Source organism: Streptomyces bullii (genome assembly GCF_042657145.1).
Taxonomy (GTDB): domain Bacteria; phylum Actinomycetota; class Actinomycetes; order Streptomycetales; family Streptomycetaceae; genus Streptomyces; species Streptomyces bullii.
Genome location: NZ_JBHSNY010000001.1, coordinates 394562 through 420237, shown reverse-complemented (window position 1 = coordinate 420237; position 25676 = coordinate 394562). Strand labels below are relative to the sequence as shown.

The window sequence follows — 25676 nt, the reverse complement described above, 5'->3', positions numbered from 1 at the left end:
TTACCCGGGCTCCCGGCGACCTACTCTGAAGATATGGGAGGGCCTGGAGACCCGCCTGAGGGGACACCCGAGGGAGCCCCAGGAGGTGGAGAGGACGAGTACCGGTCCGTCGTCTTCGACGAATCGTTCGTCCGCGCTGCGCGCCTCCAGGAGTACTCCGCCCAGGAGCGCATCGCCGACCACGCACCCGCCGTACGCCGCCGCCCACCGCTGCGCCGGGGCCTGTCCCGGCAGGTGCTGGTCCTGGTCGTCCTGATCGCCGTCGCCTTCGGCACGGCGATCTACATGGGTGTCCGGCACCCGTACCAGACCCCCACCGACCGTGTCGCGGCCGAGCCGCTGCGGATGACCGTCATCCCGCTCGCCCCGGAGGGTGAGGTGCCCGGCACCACCGACGTCGAACGGTTGTACGCGCGCAGTCCCGCCGCGCAGTTCCGGGTCGGTGCCGAGGGCATACCGCTGCCCGCCTCCCGTCGTACCGCCCACTTCTCGGACAGCCAGGTCGTCACCGCGCTGACCACCGCCAAGGAGTACCTCGTCCGTTCCTCGCTCGACCCGGAGGTCGTCGTCGGCGGGCAGGTCCGCCCCGTGCGCGTCCTGCTCGACCCCGACCAGCTCGACCAGTTCGACGAGAGCTTCGCGCGGCCCGCCGCGGACGGCCGGCACGCGCCCACCGGATGGCTCGTCCGCTTCGACCCCTCCCGCACCGAGCTGGCCGACCGCAAGATCCGCGTTCAGGGCACCCTGCAGGCGGCCGAGGCCGACTCGTCCACCCTCGAGGTCACCGCGGACCACACCTTCGTGTACGCGCTGCGGCCGGCCGGCGCCGACGCCGAGGCGCAGGCGTCGCTGTTCACCGTCCGGCGCGAGCTGCAGTTCCGCTTCGACCGTGACGACCTGCGCGTGCACCAGACCCAGCTCGTCGTCTCCTACCTCCAGGCAGGCCCGCTGTCCTGCGCGGAGGACGCCACGAACCATCTGCGCCCGCTGCTGGTCGGCCAGACGGCCAAGGAAGGCGGTCCCGCCGGCACGGACCCGTATGCGACGGGCAGCGCCACGGCGCTGTGCGGGTCACTGGCGACGAGTGCCCAGCCGAAGGTGTGAGCCCTGCCTGCCGGTGAGGGGAGCGGGTGGTGGCCGGGCACGGCCAGGCGCACTGCCGGCCCTGTCGGCCGCGGCCCCGGGCCTCGGCGTCCCGCCCCGTCCTGGGGCGGCTGCCGCGGTTCTGGGGTCTGGCGCTCCGCCCCGTCCTGGGGCGGCTGCCACGGTCCTGGGGTCTGGCGCTCCGCCCCGTCCTGGGTTGGCTGCGGGCCAGGGCGCTGGCGTTCCCCTGTCCTCGGTTGGCTTCGGTCCTGGGGGCCGGCGTCCCGTCGTCCTGCATCGGCCGCGGGCTGCGGGCTCTGGTCTCCCGTCGTCCTGAGCTGCTTGCGTCCCGCCGCCCTGGATCCCCCGTGGCTCACTCCTCGTCGCGCGGCGGACGGTCGTCCGGAGTCTCCGACGTGCCCGGCGTCTCCGGGCCGCGGGGCGGCTTCGGGGCGGTGGCCGTGAAGCCGCCGAAGCCGCGGCGGACCCGGTCGCCCAGGTCCCCGGCGCCGCCGGCGATGTCGTTGACCAGCTTCATCAGCGGGTCCTTGGAGCTGCGCACGTTGCTGGCGTAGCTGGACGCCGACTCGCGGAAGGAGTCCCGCACCGAGGTGTCCGTGTCCTCGTCCCGCCGCGCATAGTGCCCGTCCATGATCCGCTGGTAGTCCCGGGACTCGGCCCACTTCTTCAGCTCGGCCGCCCGCACGGTGGTGAAGGGGTGGGAGCGGGGCAGCACGTTGAGGATCTTCAGCACGGAGTCGCGCAGGTCGCCCCCGGCCTCGTACTCCTCGGCCTGCTCCAGGAACGCGTCCACGTTCATCTCGTGCAGGTGGTTGCCGCCCGCGATCTTCATCAGGCCCCGCATGGAGGCCTGCAGATCCTGGCCCACCAGCAGACCCGCGCGGTCCGCGGACAGCTCCGACTTGCGGAACCACTCCCGCAGCGCCGTCACGATCGCCATGATCGCGAAGTTGCCGAGCGGGATCCACGCCACCCGGACGGCGAGGCTGGTCAGGAACAGCAGGATGGTCCGGTAGACCGAGTGCCCGGACAGCGCGTGCCCGACCTCGTGGCCGATGACCGCCCGCATCTCCTCCTCGTCGAGCAGCTCGACGAGGCCGGTGGTGACGACGATGATCGGCTCGTCCAGGCCGATGCACATCGCGTTGGGCTGCGGGTCCTGGTTGACGTACATCGGCGGGACCTTCTCCAGGTCCAGGATGTAGCAGGCGTCCCGCAACATGTCGTTGAGGTGCGCGAACTGCTGGTCCGAGACGCGCACCGAATCGGACAGGAACAGCAGCCGCAGACTGCGCTCGGGCAGCAGGCCGCTGAGAGCCTTGAACACCGTGTCGAAACCGCTCAGCTTGCGCAGCGCCACCAGGGCGGAGCGGTCGGCCGGGTGCTCGTACGCACGCGAGGAGATTCCGGGGAAGCGCCTGCGCTGCCTGCTCGGCACGTTCCCGTGCCCGCTGTGCTCGTGGCCGTCGGACATGTCTTCCCCCATGTGCGTGTGTACGGACCTTTGCGGCCCCTTGTGCGGCCCTTTGCGTCCCCGAGGCAGAGCCCAGCCTAGGCGGAGATACCGTGGACGGGCAGTGCAGCGAAGGAGACCGCGTCATGGAGCACACCCCTCCGGCCGCCTGGCTCACCGAGGCCGCGGGCGCCGCCGAGCAGCAAGGGGCCGGGGATCTGCTCCGGGTCGTGCTGGTCGTGATGATCGTGGGCTGTGTGCTGACCGCGTGGTTCCTGCTGCGGGGCTACAGACGGAAGGACGACTGAGCCGGCGGGAAGGTTCCCGGCCAGGCCCCCAGCCCCGCCCGGGCCGTCGGCACGGGGCCGCACATGCCGTGCCCGGCGGCGGCCCGGGTGCGCGCAAGGGTGGAGTCGGCGTGATCGTCGTACGGTGACCCGCTTACGATGAGCCGACGTCTTTATCCCGCCCACACGCGATAGGTCCTGCCGAAGATGAGCTTCCCCAGCACCGCTGCCCAGTTGGTCACCCTCGCCGCCGAGGGCCAGGAGCACGGCGGCAACCACGAGAGCCTCAGCCCCTACCTCACCGGTGGCGGCGCGCTGTTCATCCTGCTGCTCATGCTGTGGATCACCACCCGCTTCAACCGCGACCGCTGAGTTCCGCGAGTGCCCTCCGCGCGCCTGCGCCCGAGGGGACTGACGGCGGGGGCGCTCAGGCCGGGCCGGTAGGGTCTGCACGCATGGGAGAGCAGGACATGCCTACCGGTCCGGCGAACGGCACGCCGCACGACACGGCCCAGGGCACGGCGAGCGGCACCGCGCACCGCCCGGCGCCCCGCCGCGCCGACGGCGCCGGAAGCGACCCGTCGAACACGGGCAAGCGCCGCCTCGGCGTGATGGGCGGCACTTTCGACCCGATCCACCACGGGCACCTCGTGGCGGCCAGTGAGGTCGCCGCGCAGTTCCACCTCGACGAGGTCGTGTTCGTGCCGACCGGCCAGCCCTGGCAGAAGACCCACCGGAAGGTCTCCCCGGCCGAGGACCGCTACCTGATGACGGTCATCGCGACCGCCGAGAACCCGCAGTTCTCGGTGAGCCGCATCGACATCGACCGCGGCGGCCCCACCTACACCGTGGACACCCTGCGCGACCTGCGCGCCCTCAACCCGGACACCGACCTGTTCTTCATCACCGGCGCCGACGCCCTCGCCCAGATCCTGACCTGGCGGGACAGCGCGGAACTGTTCTCCCTCGCACACTTCATCGGGGTCACCCGGCCCGGCCACCACCTGAACGACCCCGGGCTCCCCGAGGGCGGCGTCTCCCTCGTCGAGGTCCCGGCCCTCGCCATCTCCTCCACCGACTGCCGCGCGAGAGTCGCCAAGGGCGACCCCATCTGGTATCTGGTGCCGGACGGAGTCGTGCGCTACATCGACAAGCGCCAGCTGTACCGCGGCGAGTGAGCCGAGAGGGGCACCGGTGAACGACCGATACGACGCGGGCTACGGCGGCGACCAGTCGGGCTACGGGGATGACCAGTACGAACTCGTCGGCTACGACGAGTACGGCCGGCCCGTCTACCGCCAGATCCCGGCCCAGCCGACCGGGCAGCAGACGTACGACCCGTACCCGGAGCACGGGCAGCAGCAGGGCTACGGCTACGACCCGTACGCCACGGGACAGCAGCAGTCCGCGCCCCCGTACGGCGGCTACGACACGGGCCGGCAGCCACCCGCCCCCTCCTACGACCCCTACGGCGCCGGTGGCCACGGCACCGGTGGCCAAGGGACCGGGGGACACGGCGGCACCGGAGGGACCGCGACGCCGTACGACCCGTACGGCCGGACCGCGGCCGGCGGCCCGCAGCCCCGGGTCGCCGAACAGACCGCCTACATCCCGCAGCAGGCCGGCCCGGTCGAGGAATCCGGTGACCACGGGCGCCCGGCCCGGGACGCGGGCGAACCGGAGTACCGCACCGAGCAGTTCGCCTTCGTCGAGGAGCCCGATGACGACTCCGAGGACGTCATCGACTGGCTGAAGTTCACGGAGAACCGCACCGAACGCCGTGAAGAGGCCCGGCGCCGCGCACGCGCCCGCGTGATCGCTCTGGCCGTCGTCCTGGCCCTGGCCGCGGTCGGCGGCGTCGGCTACCTCTGGTACGCCGGGAAGCTGCCCGGACTGTCCACCTCCGGCTCCAAGACGGACACCGCGACACCGGTGGGCGCCCAGAAGCGCGACGTGATCGTCGTCCACCTGCACGACACCAAGAAGGGCGGCACCTCCACGGCGCTGCTGGTCGACAACACCACCACCAAGCAGGGCACCACCGTCCTGCTGCCCAACTCCCTCGCGCTGACCAGCGACGACGGCACCACGACGACGCTCGCCAAGTCGGTCGACGACGACGGCTCCGAAGGCACCCGCCAGGCCCTGGACACGGCCCTGGGCACCGACATCGAGGGCACCTGGCGGCTGGACACCCCCTACCTGCAGAACCTCGTCGACCTCGTGGGCACCATCGACATCGACACCAACGCCGACGTGCCCGACCCGGCCGCCAAGAAGAAGGGCGAGGCGCCCCTGGTCAACAAGGGCGCGGACCAGACCCTCAGCGGCAAGATGGCCGTCGCCTACGCCACCTACCGCGCCCCCGGCGAGGCCCAGAACGCCCAGCTTCAGCGGTTCGGGCAGGTCATGCAGGGAGTGCTGCGCAAGATGACCTCCGACCCGGGCGCCGCCACCACCACGATCCAGACCCTCGGCCAGATCATCGAGCCGCCGCTGACCGACAAGGACCTCGCCGCCTTCCTCGCCCGGCTCGCCGACCTCGCCAAGGGCGGCGACTACCAGACGGCCCTGCTGCCCGTCCAGGCCGACGGCACGCTCAGCGCCCAGGCCAGTGCCGGCGTCGTCAAGGACATCCTCGGCGGCACCGCGAAGAGCCCCGACAAGGACGCCGCCGTCAGCGTCTCCGTCCAGAACGCCAGCGGCGTGAAGGACAACACCGACAAGGCCCGGGTCGTGCTCCTCAACGGCGGCTTCACCTTCCTGGAGGGCGGCACGCCCTCCGCGAGCCAGGCCACCTCCCAGGTCACCTACGCCGACGCCGCCGACAAGCAGAACGCCACCGAGGTCGCCAAGACCCTGGGCCTGCCCACCAGCGCCGTCACCAAGGGCAAGGTCCCGGGGAACGCGAACGTCTCGGTCGTCCTCGGCCAGGACTACCAGCCGTCGTCGTAGCCCGACGGAGCAGTGCGCGGAGCAGTGCTGAGAGCTGTGCGCGGAGTCGAGCGCGGGGCCGCGTCGCCACCGGTGACGCGGCCCCGCGGCGTGCTGCCGTAATCACGTGGGGTGCTCTCGGCGGTCCGTGAGACCCTTGATGACAAGAGACCACCGACCGAAAGCCGTGTAGTGACCGCAACCGACCGCTCTGTCGAACTGATCAACACCGCCGCCCAGGCGGCCGCCGACAAGCTCGCGCACGACGTCGTCGCCTACGACGTCAGTGATGTGCTCTCCATCACGGACGCCTTCCTGCTGGCCTCCGCGCCCAATGACCGCCAGGTCAAGTCGATCGTCGACGAGATCGAGGAACGGCTCCTGAAGGAGCTCGGCGCCAAGCCGGTACGCCGCGAGGGCGACCGCGAGGCCCGCTGGGTCCTCCTCGACTACGTCGACATCGTCGTCCACGTGCAGCACAGCGAGGAGCGCGTCTTCTACGCCCTGGAGCGGCTGTGGAAGGACTGCCCCGAGCTCGAGCTGCCCGCCGACGCCCGGGCGACCCGGGGCAAGGCCGAGGAGCACGCCAAGCTGCAGGCGGCCGAGGAGGCGGCGGACCTGGGCGGTGAGTGGCGGTGAGCGCCTTCAGCGAGGTGACCGCCGGCAAGCCGGGCCGCGGTCGCCGCGTCATCCTGTGGCGGCACGGCCAGACCTCGTGGAACGTGGAGCGCCGCTTCCAGGGCACCACGGACGTCGAGCTCACCGAAACCGGCGTGGCCCAGGCGCGCCGTGCCGCAAGGCTGCTCGTCGGCCTCAAGCCCGACGCCATCGTCGCCTCGGACCTCCGGAGGGCCGCGAAGACGGCCGCCGAGCTCTCCGCGCTCACCGGTCTGGACGTCACCCTCGACGAGGGCCTGCGCGAGACCTACGCGGGCGTGTGGCAGGGGCTGACGCACGAGGAGATCATCGCCCGGTACGGCGACGAGTACGCCGCATGGAAGCGCGGTGAGCCGGTACGCCGCGGCGGCGGCGAACTGGAGACCGAGGTCGCCGACCGCGCCGCCCCCGTCGTGCTCCGGCACGCGGACAAGCTCCCCGAGGACGGCACGCTCGTCGTGGTCAGCCACGGCGGCACGATCCGCACCACCATCGGCCGTCTCCTCGGCCTCGAGCCCCGCTACTGGGAGAGCCTCGGTGGTCTCTCCAACTGCTGCTGGTCCGTCCTCGGCGAAGGCGCGCGCGGCTGGCGCCTGCTGGAGCACAACGCCGGCACCCTCCCGGAGCCGGTGCTCGGCGACGACGACTGAGACGGACGGCCGGAGCGGACACCGGACCGGACACCCGGAGGGCGCGGACCGGACACCCGGAGGGCGCGGACCGGACGCCCGAGGGGGGCGGCCGAGGCGCCGTCGGGTGGCGTCGGGCCGGTGCGGCGGGGCCCCGGGAACCGGATTTCACTTTCCGGCAGGTCGCAGGCTAAAGTTCTTCTTGTTCGCCCCGCCGAGCGGGGCGAGAAACCATGCGGTCCGCCGCGTGGGACCAGGGGCTATAGCTCAGTTGGTAGAGCGCCTGCATGGCATGCAGGAGGTCAGGAGTTCAATTCTCCTTAGCTCCACTGGATCGACTCTCTTGAGTTGTCAAGGATCAGTTGATCAGAATCCCGTTCCCTGAGGGGAACGGGATTTTTCGTTCAGCCAGGCCGCCCGCCGCTCCGTCTCCTCGTCGTCCGGTGTGGAGACGACGATCCGGCACTCCGGCATCCCGTTGATCGACAACGACAGCGACGTCATCCGCAGCTCGCCCGCCTCCGCGTGCCGGAACACCTGCACACGCCGCCCGGCCTCGCCACGTCACCGGTGTCCCACAGCCGCGCGAAGTACGGGCTCGCCGCCGACAGCCGGCGTATGAGGCCCTCCCAGGCCGGCTCCAGGGCATACCGCCCGTACGCGGCGCGCAGGGTCGCCACCATCACCGGCCGCTCCTCGTCCCGGAACACCAGCGGGCAGTCGTCCTCCGGCACCGTGAACAGCGACCACAGGGTGTTGGGCACCCCGTCCAGGCGCGTCCACCTGGCCCGGCTGGCGCGGCGCGGTGGCGCCCCGCTGATCGCCCCCCGGGTGCTGCGGCACCCCGGTGTCGGGCTCGCCGTCTTCCGCATCCTCGCGGTCATGGCCGTCAACGGCGGCTTCCTGTTCGCCCTCACCCTCCACGTCCAGGGCGGGCCTCGGTTACAGTCCGCTGGGCGCCGGGCTCACCTTCGCGCCGACCGCGGTCGTCTTCGGCGCCGTCGGCCTGACCTGGCGTACGTGGCCGGTGCCGTGGCAGCGGGCGCTGGTGCCGTGGCAGCGGGCGCTGGTGCCGGCCGGGTTCGCCCTCACCGCGCTGTCCCTGGCCGGCGTCGGCCTGGTGCTGGACGGCGGCGACGAGGGCGGGGCCCTGGTGTTCGCCGCCTACGCGGGCGTCGGCGCAGGGCTGGCACTCCCCCTCAGCCCGACGCTCACCCGCGCTCTGGCGACGGTGCGGCCCGAGGAGGCGGCGAACACCAGCGGGCTGCTCGCGACGGTCACCCGGCTCGGCCAGCTGATCGGTGTCGCGGTGTTCGGCACACTGTTCTTGAACCGGCTTGAGTCACTTGGGGCCCCACAGGCGTATACCTCCGCGGAGGCGCTGACGACGTGCGTGTACGCGCTGGCCGGAACCGCCACGGCGGGTGCCGTGTCCGGACTGGTACTGAGGCGTCGCTGACCGTATTGGTCCGGTCGTGGCAGAATCAAACGGCCGGAAGGGGGCGCGGCCCGACGGGAGGGAGTTGCGATGCCTGCGAGCATCCACGAGGAGGTCGACCACCTCCTCGGAGCACCGTTGACACGGGAGATGTCCACCCGCCTCAGCTGCCCTTCCTGCGGTTCCGCGCATGTGGCCCAGATGCTCGGCGACAACGGCGGAATCTCCTACGTGTGCACGGCCTGCGGCCACAGCTGGAGCTGATCGATGGGTGCCCACAGGCGAAAGTGCGACTGGTGCGGCAGCGGGACCCCGATCGTCCGCGACATGGAGCCGATCAACCCCGACTACCAGTACTGGTGCGAGGAGTGCGCGCGGGCGCTGATCATAAAGGGCGACCCGATCGAGACGTACCGCGAACTGGAGGGTGAGCCGATCTACGGCCGGCTCCTGGAGGAGCACTGCACCCTCAAGCGGTTCTACTCGTTCGTCACGGCCTGACCGGATCCACGGGGGTCGACATACCGGGTCGAATCCGGACGGAGCGGAAACGATTTGGTGTTGGACCCCGAGGACCGTGTAATGTTGGCGTCGCCGCCGGGGAAACCGGGCGGGACAAAGCAAGGGGCTATAGCTCAGTTGGTAGAGCGCTTGCATGGCATGCAAGAGGTCAGGAGTTCAATTCTCCTTAGCTCCACAGCAGTCGAAGGCGGATCGTCCGAACGGACGGTCCGCCTTCGGCGTATGTCGGCAGTGTTCCCGCGGACGTTCACACGCGGTGACGAAGTCGGCGGGCCACCCACGAGGGGCGGCCCGCCGACTTCGTGTGTTCAGCGGCCGAGGGCGCGGCGGCCGCGGCCCTGCGAGAGGACCGGGAGGTTACGGGACGGCGCCTGGCCGCGGGTGTCCTCCTCGATGCGCAGGGCCAGCGCCGGACAGCGGCGCACCGCGCGCAGCGCCTTGGCCTCGGCGTAACGCGGCACCGAGGCCTGCGCCACGGTCGGGAAGCCGTCGGCGCCGAGCTGGAAGACCTCCGGGAGGATGTCCGCGCACAGGCCGTGGCCCCGGCACAGCGTCCAGTCCACGAAGATCTTCTGGCGGCTGGGACCGTTCTGCTCCGACTCGCCGCCGCCCGGGATGCCCGTGGGGGCCCTGCTGCCCTCGAAGAGCGGCAGAACGCCCTCCACGGGCCGTCCGCAGCCGTTTCCGAGCACATGGGCGGCGAGGTCGTCGGTGAACGCCTTGATGGTCGACTCCAGGAACATCGCGGAGCCGTCCGGATGCGAGCACGCGCCGCGCCGCTTCACGTTCTTGGCGACCTGCTTGAGGGCCTCCAAGGCGGCCGGTCCGCCGCCGTTGAGGATGTCCTCCATGCCGCGCGCGGCGGCCGGCAGCCCCAGGTAGCAGGGGCCGCACTGGCCCGCACTCTCCTCCGCCAGCCACTGCGCCACCCGCAGCGACTCGCCCAGCGGGCAGGTGTCCTGACTGATCGGCAGGACCGCGCCGGCGCCGAGCGAACCGCCCACCGCGTCCAGGGAGTTGCGGGAGACGATCGCCTCGTTGACCGTCGCCGCGTCGATCCACTTGCCGTGGTAACCGCCGGTCAGCACGCCCTGCGGGACGGGCGGGGCGCCGGCGAGCTGGAGGACGTAGCGCAGCGGCACGCCCGTGGGGACCTCTATGACCATCGGGCGGGCGACGGCGCCCGAGACCGTGAGCATGACCGTGCCCGGCTCGTCGTACAGACCGGTGTTGCCGTACCGCTCCGGGCCGATGCGGGCGGCGATCGCCAGCTGCGCGAAGGTCTCCGCGTTCGACAGCAGCGTGGGCGCCCCGCCGACGCCGCTCTGCGAGGCGCTGATCTTGCGGCCGGGCGGGATGGCCGGGCCGCCGTCGATGGAGCGGATCAGCGAGGCGGCCGCTCCGGTGACCATGCGGACCGGATTGCGCTGCACGCGCGCGCGTAGCGCCGATCTGCGGCCGTTGCTCAGACCGCGTTCGGCGAGCGCCGCCTCCATCGACCGCTGGGTGGACTCCCGGGTGACCCCCACCACGAGCGTGCGGGCACCCAGCGCCTCCGCGCACAGCAGTGCGCCGTCCAGGATGAGGTGCGGGGCACGGTTGATCAGCACTGTGTCCTTGCGGCAGGCCGGCTCGTCCTCGCTGCCGTTGACGACGACCACCGGCCGGACGCCACGCTTGATCGCCGCCTCGGCGACCGACCGCAGCTTCTTGTGGAAGGGGAAGCCGGCACCGCCGCGACCCCTGAGGTTGATGCGTTCGGCGAGCTGGGCGAGCTGCTCGCCGCCCATCGGCTCGAGCGGCCCGTGCACCTTCAGGTGCATGGGCAGGTCAAGTCTGTCGACAAGGTCGAAGCCCGACGTGAGCTGGGGAAGGCCGACCACGCGGACTTCGGGGACGTCGGGCAGGGCCTCGTTCACTTAAAGCCTCCGGAAGGCGTGTTCCAAGGTTCGCCCGAACCCGGTGCGTCGAAGTCGTAGGAGGCACCGGGCAGTGTTTCAGTGGCGGGACCGCTGTTGTTGTACGTGTCGTTCGGGTTGTACGTACCGAAGACGGCGTTCGTCTCACCGGTGTCGTACACGTCACTCGATCCGTAGCCCGCGACGCCCGCGACGCCCGCGACGCCCGCGACGCCTGCGGTGCCGTAGGCCGGGATGTTGTACCCGGTGTCCTGGAGCGGGTCGTACGCCGACGGCGGGGCCTCGCCGACCGGCGGCGGGGACGGGATCGGCCAGTTGCCCGAGGTGCTGCCGCCGCTGTCGACGCGCGGGATGGGCCCCGTGCCGTCCACACGCGGGACGGTCTCCGTGGGCTGCATGTCCAGCGGCAGCTCCATGCGGGCCGTCTGGTCCGCCGCGAAGGACGGCTGCGCGCTGGGGCGTGAAGGGGCCGAGACGGCCCGGTAGGCGGCCGCGAATCCGTTGACCGGCTCCTGTGCGGCGGGGCGCTCGGCCGTCTCGTACAGCGGCCCCGAGGGCATCGCACGGGGCGCGGCGGCGCGCTCGTAGCCGGGCAGCGCGGACTCGGCGGCCCGGGCGCGGCTCTCCTCCAGCTCCTCGCGCGCGGAGCGGCCCTCGGTGCCCAGCAGTGCGGCGATCCGGTCGGCGACCTTGCGCTTGACCGGGCGGGGGGCCGCACGCAGCGCCAGGGCGGCCATGACGCCGACCACGGACAGGCCGTACAGGATGACGAAGATCGGCTTGGCGGCGCGACCCGCGTAGAGTCCGTGGACCAGCGCCGCGCACCAGGCCGGGTAGGCCAGCATGTGCATGGCACGCCAGCGGGCGGCGACGGGCGCCGGTGACGCGAAACGGTTGCGCAGGGCGCCCGTGACGCCCACGAAGAGCATGAGCAGGCTGGCGAGTGTGCCCAGGCCGATGAGGAACGACCTGCCCATGATGGTCTCGTCGTCGGTGAACAGCAGCCCGAAGGGGATCACCGCGGCGATCCACGAGGTGTGGTCCAGGGCGAGCTTGACCCCGATGTGCACCAGGAGGAAGACGATCGAGGCGACCGCGGTCATCCGGTGCACCGCCTGGGCCAGGATCCGCTGGCGCGTGTTGAGCAGGACGCGGTCCTGGGCGACGAGTCCCCAGATCACCGAGCAGGTGAGGCAGACCAGTGACAGGACGCCCACGCCGAAGTTGAGGAACTCCGCGAAGGAGTCGTCCACCGTGCTGTCGTCCGTCGTCACGAAACACCTCCCATCATCGCGGCGAGGGGTGTGACCGGCAGAACGGCAGCCGTCGCCGCCCCGGAGACCGGGCGGACCGGCCGGGGGAGCGAGCTGTTACTGCGGCGAGGGTTCATGGGGGCAACTCCGAGCGGTTCGGGAAAGCGGTCCCGCTGCCGCACTCTAAGCGGCGCCATACCGATGGGTACGAGGTTTGAGTTATTGCGCTGTTATCAAAGGACAATGTGGTTGTTGTGATGCCCCTTAGAGGCTGTTACGCGAAGTAACACTTGAACCATGTTCAGCTTTCCGTGGCTTTCACACCCTGACGTACGGCGCGGAGTGCGATGTTGTTCAGTCGGCGGGCGCTCCGGAAGGCCCGTCGCGGTACGCTCCGGCGCTGCGGTACCCTGACGCCATGCGTGCCGTACGCCTTCTGCTTAGCGGGCCGCGCTGATCATTCCCGGTCACCGGACGAGTCGAGTGGCCGGAATCGGCGCGGCGTCCCCTCCTGTGTGAGGGGATTTTTCGTTTCTTGAACGTCACACCGCCGGCAGAGACGATCGATGGAGCTTTGAGGATCATGAGCGAGACGAACCCCGCTGCCACTGCCGAGGTGGCCGCGCCGCACCGCTACACGGCCGCCATGGCAGCCGAGATCGAGGCACGCTGGCAGGACGTCTGGGACGCGGAGGGCACCTACGAGGCGCCCAACCCGAGCGGCGACCTGGCGGGCGACCCGGAGACGGCCGCCAAGCCCAAGAAGTTCATCATGGACATGTTCCCGTACCCCTCCGGTGCGGGCCTGCACGTCGGCCACCCCCTGGGTTACATCGCCACGGACGTCTTCGCGCGCTTCCAGCGGATGACCGGCCACAACGTCCTGCACACCCTGGGCTTCGACGCCTTCGGCCTGCCCGCCGAGCAGTACGCCGTGCAGACCGGCACGCACCCGCGCGTGTCCACCGAGGCCAACATCAAGAACATGCAGAGCCAGCTGCGTCGGCTGGGCCTGGGTCACGACAAGCGCCGGTCGTTCGCCACGATCGACCCCGACTACTACAAGTGGACCCAGTGGATCTTCCTGCAGATCTTCAACTCCTGGTACGACGACGAGGCGAAGAAGGCCCGCCCGATCACGGAGCTGGTCGCCCAGTTCGAGTCCGGTGAGCGCGCCGTACCGAGCGCCGACGGCCGCACGCGCGCGTGGAGCGAGCTGAGCGCAACCGAGAAGGCCGACGTCCTGGGCGAGTACCGCCTGGCCTACGCCTCCGACGCGCCGGTCAACTGGTGCCCGGGCCTGGGCACCGTGCTGGCCAACGAGGAGGTCACCGCCGAGGGCCGCTCCGAGCGCGGAAACTTCCCCGTCTTCAAGGCCAAGCTGCGCCAGTGGAACATGCGCATCACCGCCTACGCCGACCGGTTGCTGGAGGACCTGGAGGAGCTGGACTGGCCCGAGGCCATCAAGCTGCAGCAGCGCAACTGGATCGGCCGCTCGGAGGGCGCCCGCGTCGACTTCCCGATCGACGGCGAGCGCATCACCGTCTTCACCACCCGCCCCGACACCCTGTTCGGCGCGACCTACATGGTGCTGGCGCCCGAGCACCCGCTGGTCGAGAAGTTCACCCCGGACGCCTGGCCCGAGGGCACGCACGACGTGTGGACCGGCGGTCACGCCACCCCGGCCGAGGCCGTCGCCGCCTACCGCGCGCAGGCCGCCGCCAAGTCCGACGTCGAGCGGCAGGCCGAGGCCAAGGACAAGACCGGCGTCTTCATCGGCGCGTACGCGACCAACCCGGTCAACGGCGAGAAGATCCCGGTCTTCATCGCCGACTACGTCCTGATGGGTTACGGCACCGGCGCCATCATGGCCGTCCCGGCGGGCGACCAGCGCGACTTCGAGTTCGCGCGCGCCTTCGAGCTGCCGATCCACTGCATCGTCGAGCCGACCGACGGCCGCGGCACCGACACGTCGACGTGGGAGAACGCCGTCGCGTCGTACGACGCGAAGATCATCAACTCCTCCAACGACGAGATCTCCCTGGACGGCCTGGGCGTCGTCGAGGCCAAGGCGCGCATCACCGAGTGGCTGCGGGACAGGGGCATCGGCGAGGGCACCGTCAACTACCGGTTGCGCGACTGGCTGTTCAGCCGTCAGCGCTACTGGGGCGAGCCCTTCCCGATCGTCTACGACGAGGACGGCGTCGCCCACGCCCTGCCCGAGTCGATGCTGCCGCTGGAGCTGCCGGAGGTCGAGGACTACTCGCCGCGCACCTTCGACCCGGACGACGCCGACACCCAGCCCGAGACGCCGCTGTCGCGCAACGAGGAGTGGGTCAACGTCACCCTGGACCTGGGCGACGGACCGAAGAAGTACCGCCGCGAGACCAACACCATGCCCAACTGGGCCGGCTCCTGCTGGTACGAGCTGCGCTACCTGGACCCGCACAACGACGAGAAGCTGGTCGACCCGGAGATCGAGCGCTACTGGATGGGCCCGCGCGAGGGCCTGCCGCACGGTGGTGTCGACCTGTACGTCGGCGGCGCCGAGCACGCCGTGCTGCACCTGCTGTACGCGCGCTTCTGGTCCAAGGTGCTGTACGACCTGGGGCACGTCTCCTCGGCCGAGCCGTTCCACAAGCTGTTCAACCAGGGCATGATCCAGGCCTACGTCTACCGCGACAGCCGTGGCATCGCGGTGCCGGCCGCCGAGGTGGAGGAGCGCGACGGCGCCTACTACTACCAGGGCGAGAAGGTTTCCCGACTGCTGGGCAAGATGGGCAAGTCCCTGAAGAACGCCGTCACTCCGGACGAGATCTGCGCCGAGTACGGGGCCGACACCCTGCGCCTGTACGAGATGGCGATGGGCCCGCTGGACGTGTCCCGGCCGTGGGACACGCGCGCGGTCGTCGGCCAGTTCCGGCTGCTGCAGCGGCTGTGGCGCAACATCGTCGACGAGAGCACCGGCGAGACGACCGTCGTGGACGCCGAGCCCGACGAGGAGACGCTGCGCGCCCTGCACAAGGCCATCGACGGTGTGCGCGGCGACCTGGAAGGGATGCGGTTCAACACCGCCATCGCCAAGGTCACCGAGCTGAACAACCACCTGACCAAGACGGGCCGTCCGGTGCCGCGGTCGGTCGCCGAGGCGCTGGTGCTGTTGATCGCGCCGCTGGCCCCGCACATCGCCGAGGAGCTGTGGCGCAAGCTGGGCCACACCGGCTCGGTCGTCCACCAGGACTTCCCGGTGGCCGACCCGGCGTACGTCGTGGACGAGACCGTGACCTGTGTCGTGCAGGTCAAGGGCAAGGTCAAGGCGCGACTGGAGGTGTCGCCGGAAATCTCCGACGAGGAACTGGAGAAGGCGGCGCTGGCCGACGACAAGGTCGTCGCCGCGCTGGGCGGTGCCGGGGTCCGCAAGGTGATCGTGCGGGCGCCGAAGCTGGTGAACATCGTTCCGGCGTAAGCGCCGGACCGGGGCGCACTCCCTGGCTAGGGGTAGTCCCCTACGGGCAGGTTCGGGGTCGTGGCGGAACTCCGGACCTGCCCGTTGCGTTTACCGTGGAAGAGCGGCGCGGCGTGCGCCGCGACAGCCGGAGGAGGAGCTCGTGGAAGCAGTGTTCGTGGTCTTCGCCCTGCTCTTCGTGCTGCTTCTCGGGCTCGGCGCCTACGCCACGGTGAAAGCGGTCGGCGCGGCCAAGCGCGGCGTGGACCGCACCCTCACCCAGGCCCGCCGCACGGTCGAGGACCACACACTGCGGGCCAAGTCCTTCGCCCAGCTCGGCCCGGGCGGCGAGATCGCCCAACTGCGGCTGAAGCTGCGTACGTCCATGCGGGCCACGCAGGACGCCCTGCACGCGGGCGTGGCCGAGGACGAGTCCCTGAAGGAGTCCCTCGGCCTCTTCGAGCGGCTCAGCGCGCACGGACACGAACTCGACGCCGAACTCAGGCGCCTGGAGTCCGAACCGGACCGCACCACGCTCGCCGAGCGGCTGCCCGACCTGCGCGAGCGCACCGAGCGCATCACGCGGTCGGCGGACTCGCTGCGCTGGGCGGCCCGCGACCGTGCCCGCCGCTTCGCGGACGACGACCTGGAGGCGCTCAGCACCCAGATCGACGTGGAGGCCGGGGCGCTGCGGCACTGGACGACGGCCGAGTCCCAGCCGTCCCAGCCGTCCGAGCCCGGCGCACCTGTCGTGCCCGCCTGGCCGGAGGCACCGGCAGCGGACCGCACAGCGGCCGGACAGACCTGGCCGGAGACATCACGGTCGACCACGGCGGAGGAGCCGACGCGGCCCGCCATCACCCCGCCGACACCGCGGCCCACCTATCCCTGGCAGAAGAAGCCCCGCCCCGAGAGCACCACTTGATCCGGGGGGGCGCGCATCCGGGCATAGGGCCCGGACTGCCGCACGGACGCTACGCCAGGTAACCTCCAGCTCATGTCCCGCCATGTCGCGATCGTCACCGATTCAACGGCCTACCTGCCGACCCGGACGATGGAGCGCCACGGCATCACCGCGGTGCCCCTGACCGTGGTCCTCGGCGACCGCGCCCTGGAAGAGGGCACCGAGATCTCGACCCGTTCCCTCGCGCAGGCTTTGCAGAAGCGGCGCCCGGTGACCACCTCGCGGCCCAGCCCCGAACTCTTCGCGGAGACCTACCGCAGGGTCGCCGAGTCCGGCGCCACCGGCATCGTCTCCCTGCACCTCTCCGCCGAGCTGTCGGGCACCTACGACGCGGCGGTCGTCGCGGCGCATCGGGCGCCGGTGCCGGTGCGGGTGGTGGACACCGGCATGATCGCGATGGCGCTCGGCTTCTGCGCGCTCGCCGCCGCAGAGACGGCGGAGGCGGGCGGCACGGTGGACGAGGCCGTCACGGCCGCGGAGAAGCGTGCCGCGGCCACCTCCGCCTACTTCTACGTCGACACCCTCGACTACCTGCGCCGCGGCGGCCGTATCGGCGCCGCGCAGGCGCTCCTCGGTTCGGCGCTCGCCGTGAAACCGCTGCTGCAGCTGGCCGGGGGCCGTATCGAACCGCTGGAGAAAGTGCGGACGGCGTCCAAGGCGATCGCCCGCCTCGAGGAGATCGCGGCGGACCGTGCGGGCAGTGCCCCGGTCGACGTCGCCGTCCACCATCTCGCCGCCCCAGACCGGGCGTCGGCCCTCGCGGACCGGCTGCGGACGCGCCTGTCCGGCCTGGCCGATCTGCACGTCAGCGAGGTCGGAGCGGTGATCGGGGCGCATACGGGCCCTGGACTGCTGGGAGTCGTCGTCTCGGCGCGGTGAGGGCTCCTCGATGAGAGCCAAAATCACTCGTGTGGGTAGCTGAGTTGTCCACAACCACGAGGTGATCCCCGGGAATCGACCAAGATCATCGCGGTCGGGTCGACGTGCCCGATTCTCGTCGCATGACACTTCGATCACCTTCACGCACTGCGACTGCAACCAGCGGCCCGGGCCGTGCGCCCATGTCCGACGGCCGCGCCCGCCATCACCGCCGACCGCCCCGGGGCCGGGGCCGGGGGCGGGCCGGGCGGCGTCACGCCTCGGCCCAGGAGCTGCGCCGGCGCGCGGAGGTGCTCTTCGGCGAACGGGCCGAGGGCGCCGAACACACCGAGGAGTGGCGGGAGCCAGGAGTGGGGCCGCCGGGTGGGGGACGGCGCGGAGACGGTGCCGGGGCGATGCCGGGGTGCTCGGGGGCCGATGGAGCCGGCAGCCCTGACGGGGCGCCTGTCGGGGGTGCCCGGGGCTCGGATGCGCCGTCCGCCCGTGTTGCCGCGGTCGCTGACGTTGCCCGTGTCGACGGTGAGGCAGGGGCCGGGCTGGGTGAACGGGAGCCGCGGGCCTGGGAGAGGGAGCGCCTCCGGCTTGCTCTGCGGGAGCGGATGCCGCTGTGGTTGCAGAGGAGGTGTGGCCTGGAGCGGCGCAGCGTCCTCGCGCTGACGGTGGTGCTGGTCGTCGCCGCGGTGTTCGCCGTGCAGCACTTCTGGACCGGCCGGACCCAGCCTGTGAAGCCACCCGAGATGGTGCGCGCGGCGCCGCCGTACGGGGACAGCGGCGCACAGCACGAGGAGGGCAACGGGCCGCGCGCCGTGGCCGGCGCCGCGAAGCCGACCGGTACGCCCGGGCCCGAGATCGTGGTGGACGTCAGCGGCAAGGTCCGTGACCCGGGCATTCACCGCCTGCCGGCCGGATCGCGTGTCGCGGACGCGCTGCGCGCCGCGGGTGGGGTGCGGCCCGGCACGAACACGGACGGCCTCAACCGGGCCCGGTTCCTCGTGGACGGGGAACAGGTGATCGTCGGCGGCCCGGCTCCAGCCTCGGGAACCGGCCCGGGCGGTGCGGCCGCCGGACCAACCGGCGGGACGATCGCAGGGGCCGGGCCCACTGCCCCCGTCTCCCTCAACACAGCCACCGTGGACCAGCTCGACACCCTGCCGGGTGTCGGCCCTGTGCTGGCCCAGCACATCATCGACTACCGCACGCAACACGGCGGTTTCCGCTCGGTGGACGAGCTGCGTGAGGTGAACGGCATCGGCGACCGCCGCTTCGCCGACCTGCGGAACCTGGTGCGGCCGTGAGGCGGGAACCCGACGCCGTGCCGGGGCGGGCGGCGATCGCCCCGCGGCCACCGCACGCCGCCCCGGACACGCCGCCCGGTGCCGCCCGTCCGAGGCGGGAAGGTCCCACGGATCTGCGGCTCGTGCCGCCCGCGTTGGCCGCCTGGGCGACGGCGGCCCTGCTGCTGGATGCTCCGCCGGGCCTGGTCACCGGTGTCGTGGTGGTCTGTCTGGTGGCGGCGGCAGTGCTCCTGTCGGTGCGGCGTCACCGCCCGCGCGGACAGCCTGCGCCGCTGCCGGGCAGCTCCCACCCGGGAACGGAGCGCGGGCACGGGCAGGCATACGCACGCGTGTGGCCGCGCGTCTCCGGCGCCGCCGTACTGCTCTGTGTCGCCGCGGCCGCCGGCACGGCCGGGCTGCACGGGGCGGATCTGCGCCGCGGACCCGTGCCGGTGCTGGCACGGCAGTACGCGGCGGTGACCGCCGAGGTCGAGATCACCTCCGATCCCCGGCTGACCCGGCCCAAGGTCAGAGGTGACCACGTCGCTCCGACCGCCGTGCTGATCAACGCCGAGGTACGGCGGGTCGAGGAGGCGGGCGGAGCGGTGGTGGCGACGCGTGCGCCGGTGCTGCTGATCGTCGACCCGGGGGCGAGCGGCCGGGCCACCGATGGCCCGGGAGGTGGTGCGAGGCTGTCCGGTGACGGCCCGGAGCGGTCGCCGTGGCTCGGGCTGCTGCCGTCCACGCGGCTGCGGGTCAGCGCCCGGGCGGCTCCCGCGCTGATGGGCGGTGACCGGGTCGCGGCCGTGTTGCGCGTACGGAAACAGGTGCGTCCGGAGGTGGTCGGCGAGCCGTCACGGGCTCAGCGGTTCGCGGGCCGGCTGCGCGCCGGGCTGCGGGAGGCGACCGACGGGCTGCCCGCGGACGCCCGGGCACTGCTGCCCGGGCTGGTCGTGGGGGACACCTCGCGGATCACTCCAGAGCTCGACGAGGCCTTCAAGGAGACCGACCTCGCGCACACGCTGGCCGTCTCCGGCGCCAACTTCACCATCCTCCTCGCCCTGCTCCTCGGCCCTCCCGGTCTGGCACAGCACGTCGAACGACGTGGTCTCGCACCGCGCCTCGGCATCTCCCTGCGGACGACGGCACTGCTCGGCGGCGCGCTCACGCTCGGGTTCGTCGTCGTATGTCGGCCCGACCCGAGCGTGCTGCGGGCCGCGGCCTGCGGCTCGGTCGCACTGCTCGCGCTGGCGACCGGCCGCCGCAGGTCACTGATCCCGGCGCTGGCGACGGCCGTCCTGCTGCTCGTGCTGTACGACCCGTGGCTGGCGCGGAGTTACGGGTTCCTGCTCTCCGTCGTGGCCACCGGAGCACTGCTCACGCTCGCGCCGCGCTGGAGCACCGGACTGCGGCGGCGCCGCGTGCCCCCGCGACTGGCCGAAGCGCTGGCCGCCGCGGCCGCCGCGCAGGCGCTGTGCGCGCCGGTCGTCGCGGTGCTCTCGGCGCGGGTCAGTCTGGTGGCGGTACCGTGCAATCTGCTCGCGGAGTTCGCGGTCGCGCCGGCGACCGTGCTGGGGTTTGCGGCGCTGGCGGCGGCTCCGATGGCGATGCCGGTCGCCAAGGCCCTCGCCTGGTGCGCGAGCTGGCCCGCCGAGTGGATCGCCGGGGTGGCCCGCACCGGGGCGTCGCTCCCCGGCGGCGGAGTGGACTGGCCGGGCAGTTGGACGGGCGCGGCGCTGCTCGCCGCCGTCACGTTCGTGGTGCTGCTCGTCGGACGGCGGCTGCTGAGGCACCCCTGGTGGTGCGCCGTCTGCGGGGTGCTGCTGGTGCTCGCCGTGGTGCGGCCCGCGCCGCTGACCCGGGTGATCACGGGGTGGCCGCCACCCGGCTGGAAGCTGGTGATGTGCGATGTGGGACAGGGCGACGCGATGGTCCTCGCGGCGGGTGAGGGCACGGGCGTGGTCGTGGACGCCGGACCCGATCCGGTACTCGTCGACCACTGCCTGCGCTCACTCGGCATCACCCGGATCCCGCTCGTCGTACTGACCCACTTCCACGCCGACCATGTGGCGGGCCTGCCCGGCGTGCTGCGCGGACGTTCGGTGGGCGCCATCGAGACGACGGGCTTCCAGGAGCCCGCCGACCAGGCCGACTTCGTACGCCGGCAGGCGGACGCACGGCGTGTTCCCGTGACGCGGGCCGTCGCCGGGGAGCAGCGGCGCACCGGGGACTTGAACTGGCAAGTGGTGTGGCCGCCGGGCCCGGCACCGCAGCCGGAAGGGCCCAACGACGCCAGTGTCAGCCTGCTCGTCCGAACGGCCGGGCTGCGCCTGCTGCTGCTCGGAGACCTGGAACCCCCGGCCCAGCGCGCACTGGCCGAATCACCGGCGGCCGACGAACTGGAGGCCGTCGACGTCCTCAAAGTGGCGCATCACGGCTCGGCCTACCAGGACCCGGACCTGATACGCCGGGTGGCTCCGCGGCTGGCGCTGATCTCCTGCGGCGCGGACAACCCGTACGGGCATCCGGCGCCGAGCACGGTCGCTGCGCTGCGGGCCGGGGGCGCGACCGTGCTGCGCACCGACCGGGACGGGGCGCTGGCGGTGCTCGGCGGGGGCGGGGAGCTGCGTGTGGCGCGAGACTGAGGGCATGAATTCCGCACAGGCTGATGCCTACCTCCGCCGCCTGGGAGCCGAGCAGCCGGCGTGGCCCACCGTCGACGCCCTGCGCGAGCTGCACCTGCTCCACCTTCGGGCCGTGCCGTTCGAGAACCTCTCCATCCACCTCGGTGAGGAGATCGTGCTGGAGGAGGAGCGGCTCCTGGACAAGATCGTGGGTGCGGGGCGAGGCGGGTTCTGCTACGAACTCAACGGCGCCTTCGGGGCGTTGCTCGCCGCGCTGGGCTACGACGTCACGCTGCTGGCGGCGCGGGTGTACGGGGAGCAGGGGCGGCTCGGGATCCCGTACGACCATCTGGCGCTGCGGGTGCGGACGGTCGACGGGGGCGACTGGCTGGCCGATGTGGGGTTCGGGGCGCACAGTCACTTCCCGTTGGCGTTCGGGGAGCGGGGGAAACAGACGGACCCGGGCGGGACCTTCCGGATCGTCGAGGCGGGACCGGACGTCGCCGGCGTGCGGGGCGGACACGACACGGTCGAGGCGGCGGACCTGGACGTCATCCGCGACGGCAGGCCCGAGTACCGCCTCGAGACGCGGCCGCGCGTGCTCGGCGACTTCCGGACCGGAGCGTGGTGGCACAGCACCTCGCCCGCGTCGCATTTCGTGCGGTCGTTGGTCTGCTCACGGCTCACGGAGGACGGCGGGCGGATCACGCTCAGCGGCCGCAGGCTCACCAGGACGGCTGCCGACGGAACGAGACAGGAGCGGGAGCTGGGGTCGGACGAGGAGGTGCTCGCGGTGTACCGGGAGCGGTTCGGTATCGGCCTGCGCAGCGTGCCCACCGTGCGGAACACAGCACGGAACGGCTAATCCGGACGCCAGTGCGCACACGGTGCTACTCCTGCGTAGTCCCAGCACATGTGCCGGATTCCCGTGATGTGGTCACGTGTTGCCTCGAAAGCCTCACCGGTGGTCGAATGCGTCCCCGACAACAGGTGATCAACCGTGTGCAACGGTGATCAACAGGTGTTTCGAGTCCTGCAGGGGGCGTGATGATCGGCCGCTGGCTGGGAAGCCGGACCAACCGGGAGCAATGGACGAGCCCCCTGGCGGCGGTGCAGACACCGCCCAGCGCCGGGGTGTTGACCTGCCGGGTGCTGGACCTCGTCAACGAGCCGGTGACACACGCGGAGTTCGTGGTCAGCGACACCCTGGGGCGCACGGTGGTCACCGGGGGAGCGGACCCGTTCGGGGCGTTCATGACCACGGTGCCCGCGGGGGAGTACCGGCTCGCGGTGTCGGCCGAGGGGTACGCGCCGTACCGGGCGACCACGAGGGTGGCCGAGAACACGCTCGCCTCGCTCGGCGACGTGACCCTGCAGATGGCCAGGCCGCCGGAACTGCCGGCGCCCGGTGACTGGGAGATCGAGCCGGCGCATTCCTCGATCGGCTTCACCGCGCGGCACATCGGGCTCGCCCGGATCCACGGGCGGTTCAACTCCTTCGCGGGGGTGGTGCGGATCGCCGAGCCGGTGGAGCGGTCGGCGATGCACGTGGTGATCGACGCGGCGTCCATCGACACCAACGTCAGGATGCGCGACGACCATCTGCGCTCGGCGGACTTCCTGGACGTGGCGCATTTTCCGACCCTGGAGTTCTACAGCGAGCGGTTCGTGCACAAGGGCGGCAGCGGTGGGCCGTCACCGGGGCGCTGTCGTTGCACGGGGTGACGCGGACGGTCACCCTCGGCACGGAGTACCTGGGGCTGGGCAACGGCATGGAGGGCGAGGTACGGGCGGCCTGCCGCGCCACGACCGAGCTGCACCGGGACGACTTCACGGTGAGCTGGCAGACGATGCTGGCACGGGGGATCGCGGTGGTGGGCCCGAGTATCACGGTGGACCTCGACGTGCAGGTCGTGCGCAAGGGCTGAGCGCCGCGGGCCGGTGCCGGACGCGGTGGTGCCGCTGCGGGAACCTGAGCCGACGAGCCGGCCCTCGGCGGGGTACCGGACAATGGCCGGCGTGAGTGATGTGCGACATGTGCTGGTGCTGCCCGACCGTGATGCCGCCGAAGAGGTGGTGGCGGCGCTCGGGGAGCGGTTCGGAGTCGACGAGGAGCCGCGGCTGGTGCGCGACGCGCTGGCCGGGGAGGACGACGCCGAGGACGCGCAGTGGCTCGTGGTGCTGCGCGACGAGGAGGGGCGGCTGGATCCCGCGGAGCTGGACGAGTTCGCCGCCGAGTGGGAGGGGTGGCGGGAGGAGCCGTAGCCTTGCGCCGAGCTTCCGAGGGCTCCCGTGGCAACGGGGGAGGTGGGCGGACGCCGCTGTCAGTGGCGCGTGGGATGCTTGTCGCGATGGCCAGGAAGACTGCGAACGACGATCCTCTAGCCCCGGTGACGCTGGCCGTGGGCCAGGAGGAGCTGCTGCTCGACCGTGCCGTGCGGGACGTGGTGGCCGCCGCGAAGGCCGCCGACGCCGACACGGACGTGCGTGACCTGACCCCCGACCAGTTGCAGCCCGGCACGCTCGCCGAGCTGACGAGTCCGTCGCTGTTCGCCGAGCGCAAGGTCGTGGTCGTACGCAACGCGCAGGATCTGTCGGCCGACACGATCAAGGACGTGAAGGCGTATCTCGGGGCGCCCGCCGAGGAGATCACGCTCGTGCTGCTGCACGCGGGCGGTGCCAAGGGCAAGGGGCTGCTCGACGCGGCACGCAAGGCGGGGGCACGGGAGGTGGCGTGCCCGAAGATGACGAAGCCGGCGGATCGGCTGGCGTTCGTGCGGGGGGAGTTCCGGACCGCCGGGCGGTCGGCCACGCCGGAGGCGTGCCAGGCGCTCGTGGACGCCATCGGGAGTGACCTGCGGGAGTTGGCCTCCGCCGTGTCGCAGTTGGTCGCGGATGTCGAGGGCACGATCGACGAGGCCGTCGTGGGGCGGTACTACACCGGGCGGGCCGAGGCGTCGAGCTTCACGGTCGCCGACCGGGCGGTCGAGGGACGGGCGGCCGAGGCGCTGGAGGCGTTGCGGTGGTCGCTGGCTACCGGGGTGGCGCCGGTGCTGATCACCAGTGCGCTGGCGCAGGGGGTCCGGGCGATCGGGAAGCTGTCGTCGGCGCGTGGGGGCCGGCCGGCCGATCTCGCGCGGGAGTTGGGGATGCCGCCGTGGAAGATCGACCGGGTGCGGCAGCAGATGCGGGGGTGGACGCCTGACGGGGTGGCGGTGGCGTTGCGGGCGGTGGCCGAGGCGGACGCCGGGGTGAAGGGCGGGGGCGATGATCCCGAGTACGCCCTGGAGAAGGCCGTGGTGACGATCGCGCGGGCGGCGCGGTCCAGGGGGCGGGGGTAGCTTCAGCGGCGCGCCGGACGGATGGGGTGGCGGGGGAGGCGTCCCCTCCAGTCGGCGCCGCGTGACACGGTCCGCCAGCGGCCAGAAACCAGAAGCCAGAAACCATCGGTCAGTGGCCAGCAGTCGGCAGACAGCCAGCAGCCGGCGTCACCCGACCCGGTCAGCCCGAGCGGTCAGCCAGCACGGTCGTGCACCCCGAACCACCCCCTCATGCCGCCCCCGCCACCCCCGGCTCAAGCCGACGCTCCCCGGTGATCGAGTGGCTCTCACCCAGCCGAAGAGGAGAATCGTGCCTGTCAGCCGCCCATCGCCCGACTACGAAAGGTGGCGATCGTCATGGCTGAGCACCCGCACGCCACGCTCGTCCGCAAGGGCTACGAGGCCTTTCAGCGCGGAGACATGGACACCCTGCGCGGCTTGATGACCGGGGACTGTACGCAGCACGTGCCCGGTTCGCACCAACTCTCCGGGGACTTCAAGGGGATCGACTCGATCATCGAGGGGTACTACGGCCGGCTCTACTCGGAGACGAACGGGGCGTTCCAGGTGGAGCTGCGCAACGTGTTCGTCGACGGGCGTGGACACGCCGTGTCCGTGCACCGGGTCACCGCCGACCGGGGCGGCAAGCACATCGACGCGATGGGAGGCATCGTCTTCCGGATCGTCGGGGACAAGATGACCGATCTCGACGAGTGCCTCGAGGACATCGACGAGGTCAACGACTTCTGGTCCTGAACCCTGACCACGGCACCCCGATCACCGACCCGGACCATGCCGAAGGCCCCGCCCACCGCCCTGGGGAAGAGCGGAAGGCGGGGCCTTCGGTCCCGCTGGTCGAGCCCGCTCCCGCGTGGCGAACGCAGGCCGCGAGCGAGCTCGGGGTGCCGGTCGGGAGCGGATGAGAGAGGGCCCGCTCTGGGTCCTTCCGGCGGCTGGGTCCGCGAGGGACCCGG

23 protein-coding genes, 2 tRNA genes and 2 pseudogenes are annotated in these 25676 nt (G+C 71.8%); 22 read left to right on the top strand and 5 right to left on the bottom strand.

Features of this window, described 5'->3' with window-relative positions; translation table 11 throughout:
- Window positions 1–33 precede the first annotated feature (33 nt).
- The gene (locus tag ACFPZJ_RS01990; protein WP_381016255.1) at window positions 34–1104 is read left to right on the top strand and encodes an SCO2583 family membrane protein; all 1071 of its coding nucleotides are present in this window, start codon (window positions 34–36) and stop codon (window positions 1102–1104) included.
- Between the two features lie 352 nt (window positions 1105–1456).
- Here ACFPZJ_RS01990 and ACFPZJ_RS01985 read toward each other — a convergent pair whose 3' ends face one another.
- Window positions 1457–2578 carry a M48 family metallopeptidase gene (locus ACFPZJ_RS01985; RefSeq protein ID WP_381016252.1) on the bottom strand — a complete coding sequence of 374 codons (1122 nt, stop codon included), beginning with the start codon at window positions 2576–2578 and terminating at the stop codon, window positions 1457–1459.
- 125 nt (window positions 2579–2703) lie between these two features.
- On the opposite strand from ACFPZJ_RS01985, the gene ACFPZJ_RS01980 reads away from it, so the two are divergent.
- The 7 genes from ACFPZJ_RS01980 (at window position 2704) to ACFPZJ_RS01950 (ending at window position 7393) form a co-directional block, all read left to right on the top strand.
- Window positions 2704–2865 carry a hypothetical protein gene (locus ACFPZJ_RS01980; RefSeq protein ID WP_381016251.1) on the top strand — a complete coding sequence of 54 codons (162 nt, stop codon included), beginning with the start codon at window positions 2704–2706 and terminating at the stop codon, window positions 2863–2865.
- A gap of 186 nt (window positions 2866–3051) precedes the next feature.
- Window positions 3052–3216: a hypothetical protein gene (locus ACFPZJ_RS01975; RefSeq protein WP_381016249.1), complete on the top strand. Its 165-nt coding sequence runs from the start codon at window positions 3052–3054 to the stop codon at window positions 3214–3216.
- 83 nt (window positions 3217–3299) lie between these two features.
- A complete protein-coding gene (nadD, locus tag ACFPZJ_RS01970) occupies window positions 3300–4022 on the top strand; it encodes a nicotinate-nucleotide adenylyltransferase (protein WP_381016248.1) in 723 nt (240 codons plus the stop codon).
- 16 nt (window positions 4023–4038) lie between these two features.
- Window positions 4039–5799, top strand: coding sequence for an LCP family protein (locus tag ACFPZJ_RS01965; protein WP_381016246.1), 1761 nt, complete (start codon window positions 4039–4041; stop codon window positions 5797–5799).
- A 171-nt stretch (window positions 5800–5970) separates the two neighbouring features.
- The gene (gene rsfS, locus ACFPZJ_RS01960; protein ID WP_381016243.1) at window positions 5971–6417 is read left to right on the top strand and encodes a ribosome silencing factor; all 447 of its coding nucleotides are present in this window, start codon (window positions 5971–5973) and stop codon (window positions 6415–6417) included.
- On the top strand, window positions 6414–7085 hold the full coding sequence (locus ACFPZJ_RS01955; RefSeq protein ID WP_381016240.1) for a histidine phosphatase family protein: 672 nt from the start codon (window positions 6414–6416) through the stop codon (window positions 7083–7085). The genes rsfS and ACFPZJ_RS01955 overlap by 4 nt, the downstream gene beginning before the upstream one ends.
- 235 nt (window positions 7086–7320) lie before the next feature.
- Window positions 7321–7393 (top strand) — tRNA-Ala (locus tag ACFPZJ_RS01950).
- Window positions 7394–7430: 37 nt separating this feature from the next.
- Here ACFPZJ_RS01950 and ACFPZJ_RS01945 read toward each other — a convergent pair.
- Both ACFPZJ_RS01945 and ACFPZJ_RS01940 read right to left on the bottom strand, forming a co-directional pair.
- Entirely contained in the window at window positions 7431–7568 is a 138-nt protein-coding gene (locus ACFPZJ_RS01945) for a hypothetical protein (RefSeq protein WP_381016237.1), read from the bottom strand.
- Window positions 7565–7828, bottom strand: a complete 264-nt coding sequence (locus ACFPZJ_RS01940) for an MmyB family transcriptional regulator (RefSeq protein WP_381016234.1) — start codon at window positions 7826–7828, stop codon at window positions 7565–7567. Before ACFPZJ_RS01940 ends, ACFPZJ_RS01945 begins: the two co-directional genes overlap by 4 nt.
- Window positions 7829–7850: 22 nt before the next feature.
- Here ACFPZJ_RS01940 and ACFPZJ_RS01935 point away from each other — a divergent pair.
- The 4 genes and pseudogenes from ACFPZJ_RS01935 to ACFPZJ_RS01920 form a co-directional block, all read left to right on the top strand.
- Window positions 7851–8523, top strand: a pseudogene (locus ACFPZJ_RS01935) (MFS transporter); the annotation flags it as partial.
- A gap of 69 nt (window positions 8524–8592) precedes the next feature.
- A complete protein-coding gene (locus ACFPZJ_RS01930) occupies window positions 8593–8766 on the top strand; it encodes a hypothetical protein (RefSeq protein ID WP_381016232.1) in 174 nt (57 codons plus the stop codon).
- A 3-nt stretch (window positions 8767–8769) separates the two neighbouring features.
- Complete coding sequence (locus ACFPZJ_RS01925; RefSeq protein WP_006136074.1) at window positions 8770–9003, top strand: hypothetical protein; 234 nt, start codon at window positions 8770–8772, stop codon at window positions 9001–9003.
- 123 nt (window positions 9004–9126) lie between these two features.
- Window positions 9127–9199 (top strand) — tRNA-Ala (locus ACFPZJ_RS01920).
- 133 nt (window positions 9200–9332) lie between these two features.
- Here the strand turns inward: ACFPZJ_RS01920 and ACFPZJ_RS01915 are convergent.
- Window positions 9333–10943 (bottom strand): NADH-ubiquinone oxidoreductase-F iron-sulfur binding region domain-containing protein, encoded by a 1611-nt coding sequence (locus tag ACFPZJ_RS01915; protein WP_381016229.1) that lies wholly within the window; start codon window positions 10941–10943, stop codon window positions 9333–9335.
- Window positions 10940–12217 (bottom strand): ferric reductase-like transmembrane domain-containing protein, encoded by a 1278-nt coding sequence (locus ACFPZJ_RS01910; RefSeq protein WP_381016226.1) that lies wholly within the window; start codon window positions 12215–12217, stop codon window positions 10940–10942. The genes ACFPZJ_RS01915 and ACFPZJ_RS01910 overlap by 4 nt, the downstream gene beginning before the upstream one ends.
- A gap of 562 nt (window positions 12218–12779) precedes the next feature.
- On the opposite strand from ACFPZJ_RS01910, the gene leuS reads away from it, so the two are divergent.
- From leuS to ACFPZJ_RS01860, 10 genes and pseudogenes are all read left to right on the top strand, one after another.
- Complete coding sequence (gene leuS / locus ACFPZJ_RS01905) at window positions 12780–15662, top strand: leucine--tRNA ligase (RefSeq protein ID WP_381016223.1); 2883 nt, start codon at window positions 12780–12782, stop codon at window positions 15660–15662.
- Window positions 15663–15804: 142 nt separating this feature from the next.
- The gene (locus ACFPZJ_RS01900; RefSeq protein ID WP_381016220.1) at window positions 15805–16566 is read left to right on the top strand and encodes a hypothetical protein; all 762 of its coding nucleotides are present in this window, start codon (window positions 15805–15807) and stop codon (window positions 16564–16566) included.
- Between the two features lie 72 nt (window positions 16567–16638).
- Entirely contained in the window at window positions 16639–17484 is an 846-nt protein-coding gene (locus ACFPZJ_RS01895; protein ID WP_381016217.1) for a DegV family protein, read from the top strand.
- Window positions 17485–17606: 122 nt separating this feature from the next.
- Window positions 17607–18779 (top strand): ComEA family DNA-binding protein, encoded by a 1173-nt coding sequence (locus tag ACFPZJ_RS01890; protein WP_381016214.1) that lies wholly within the window; start codon window positions 17607–17609, stop codon window positions 18777–18779.
- Window positions 18776–21403 (top strand): ComEC/Rec2 family competence protein, encoded by a 2628-nt coding sequence (locus ACFPZJ_RS01885; protein WP_381016211.1) that lies wholly within the window; start codon window positions 18776–18778, stop codon window positions 21401–21403. Before ACFPZJ_RS01890 ends, ACFPZJ_RS01885 begins: the two co-directional genes overlap by 4 nt.
- 4 nt (window positions 21404–21407) lie before the next feature.
- Window positions 21408–22247 (top strand): arylamine N-acetyltransferase family protein, encoded by an 840-nt coding sequence (locus ACFPZJ_RS01880; RefSeq protein ID WP_381016209.1) that lies wholly within the window; start codon window positions 21408–21410, stop codon window positions 22245–22247.
- Between the two features lie 182 nt (window positions 22248–22429).
- Window positions 22430–23310 (top strand): annotated as a pseudogene (locus ACFPZJ_RS01875) (YceI family protein).
- A 91-nt stretch (window positions 23311–23401) separates the two neighbouring features.
- A complete protein-coding gene (locus ACFPZJ_RS01870; RefSeq protein WP_381016206.1) occupies window positions 23402–23647 on the top strand; it encodes a hypothetical protein in 246 nt (81 codons plus the stop codon).
- A gap of 86 nt (window positions 23648–23733) precedes the next feature.
- A complete protein-coding gene (holA, locus tag ACFPZJ_RS01865) occupies window positions 23734–24723 on the top strand; it encodes a DNA polymerase III subunit delta (protein WP_381016203.1) in 990 nt (329 codons plus the stop codon).
- A 336-nt stretch (window positions 24724–25059) separates the two neighbouring features.
- Complete coding sequence (locus ACFPZJ_RS01860; protein WP_381016200.1) at window positions 25060–25458, top strand: nuclear transport factor 2 family protein; 399 nt, start codon at window positions 25060–25062, stop codon at window positions 25456–25458.
- Window positions 25459–25676: the final 218 nt, after the last annotated feature.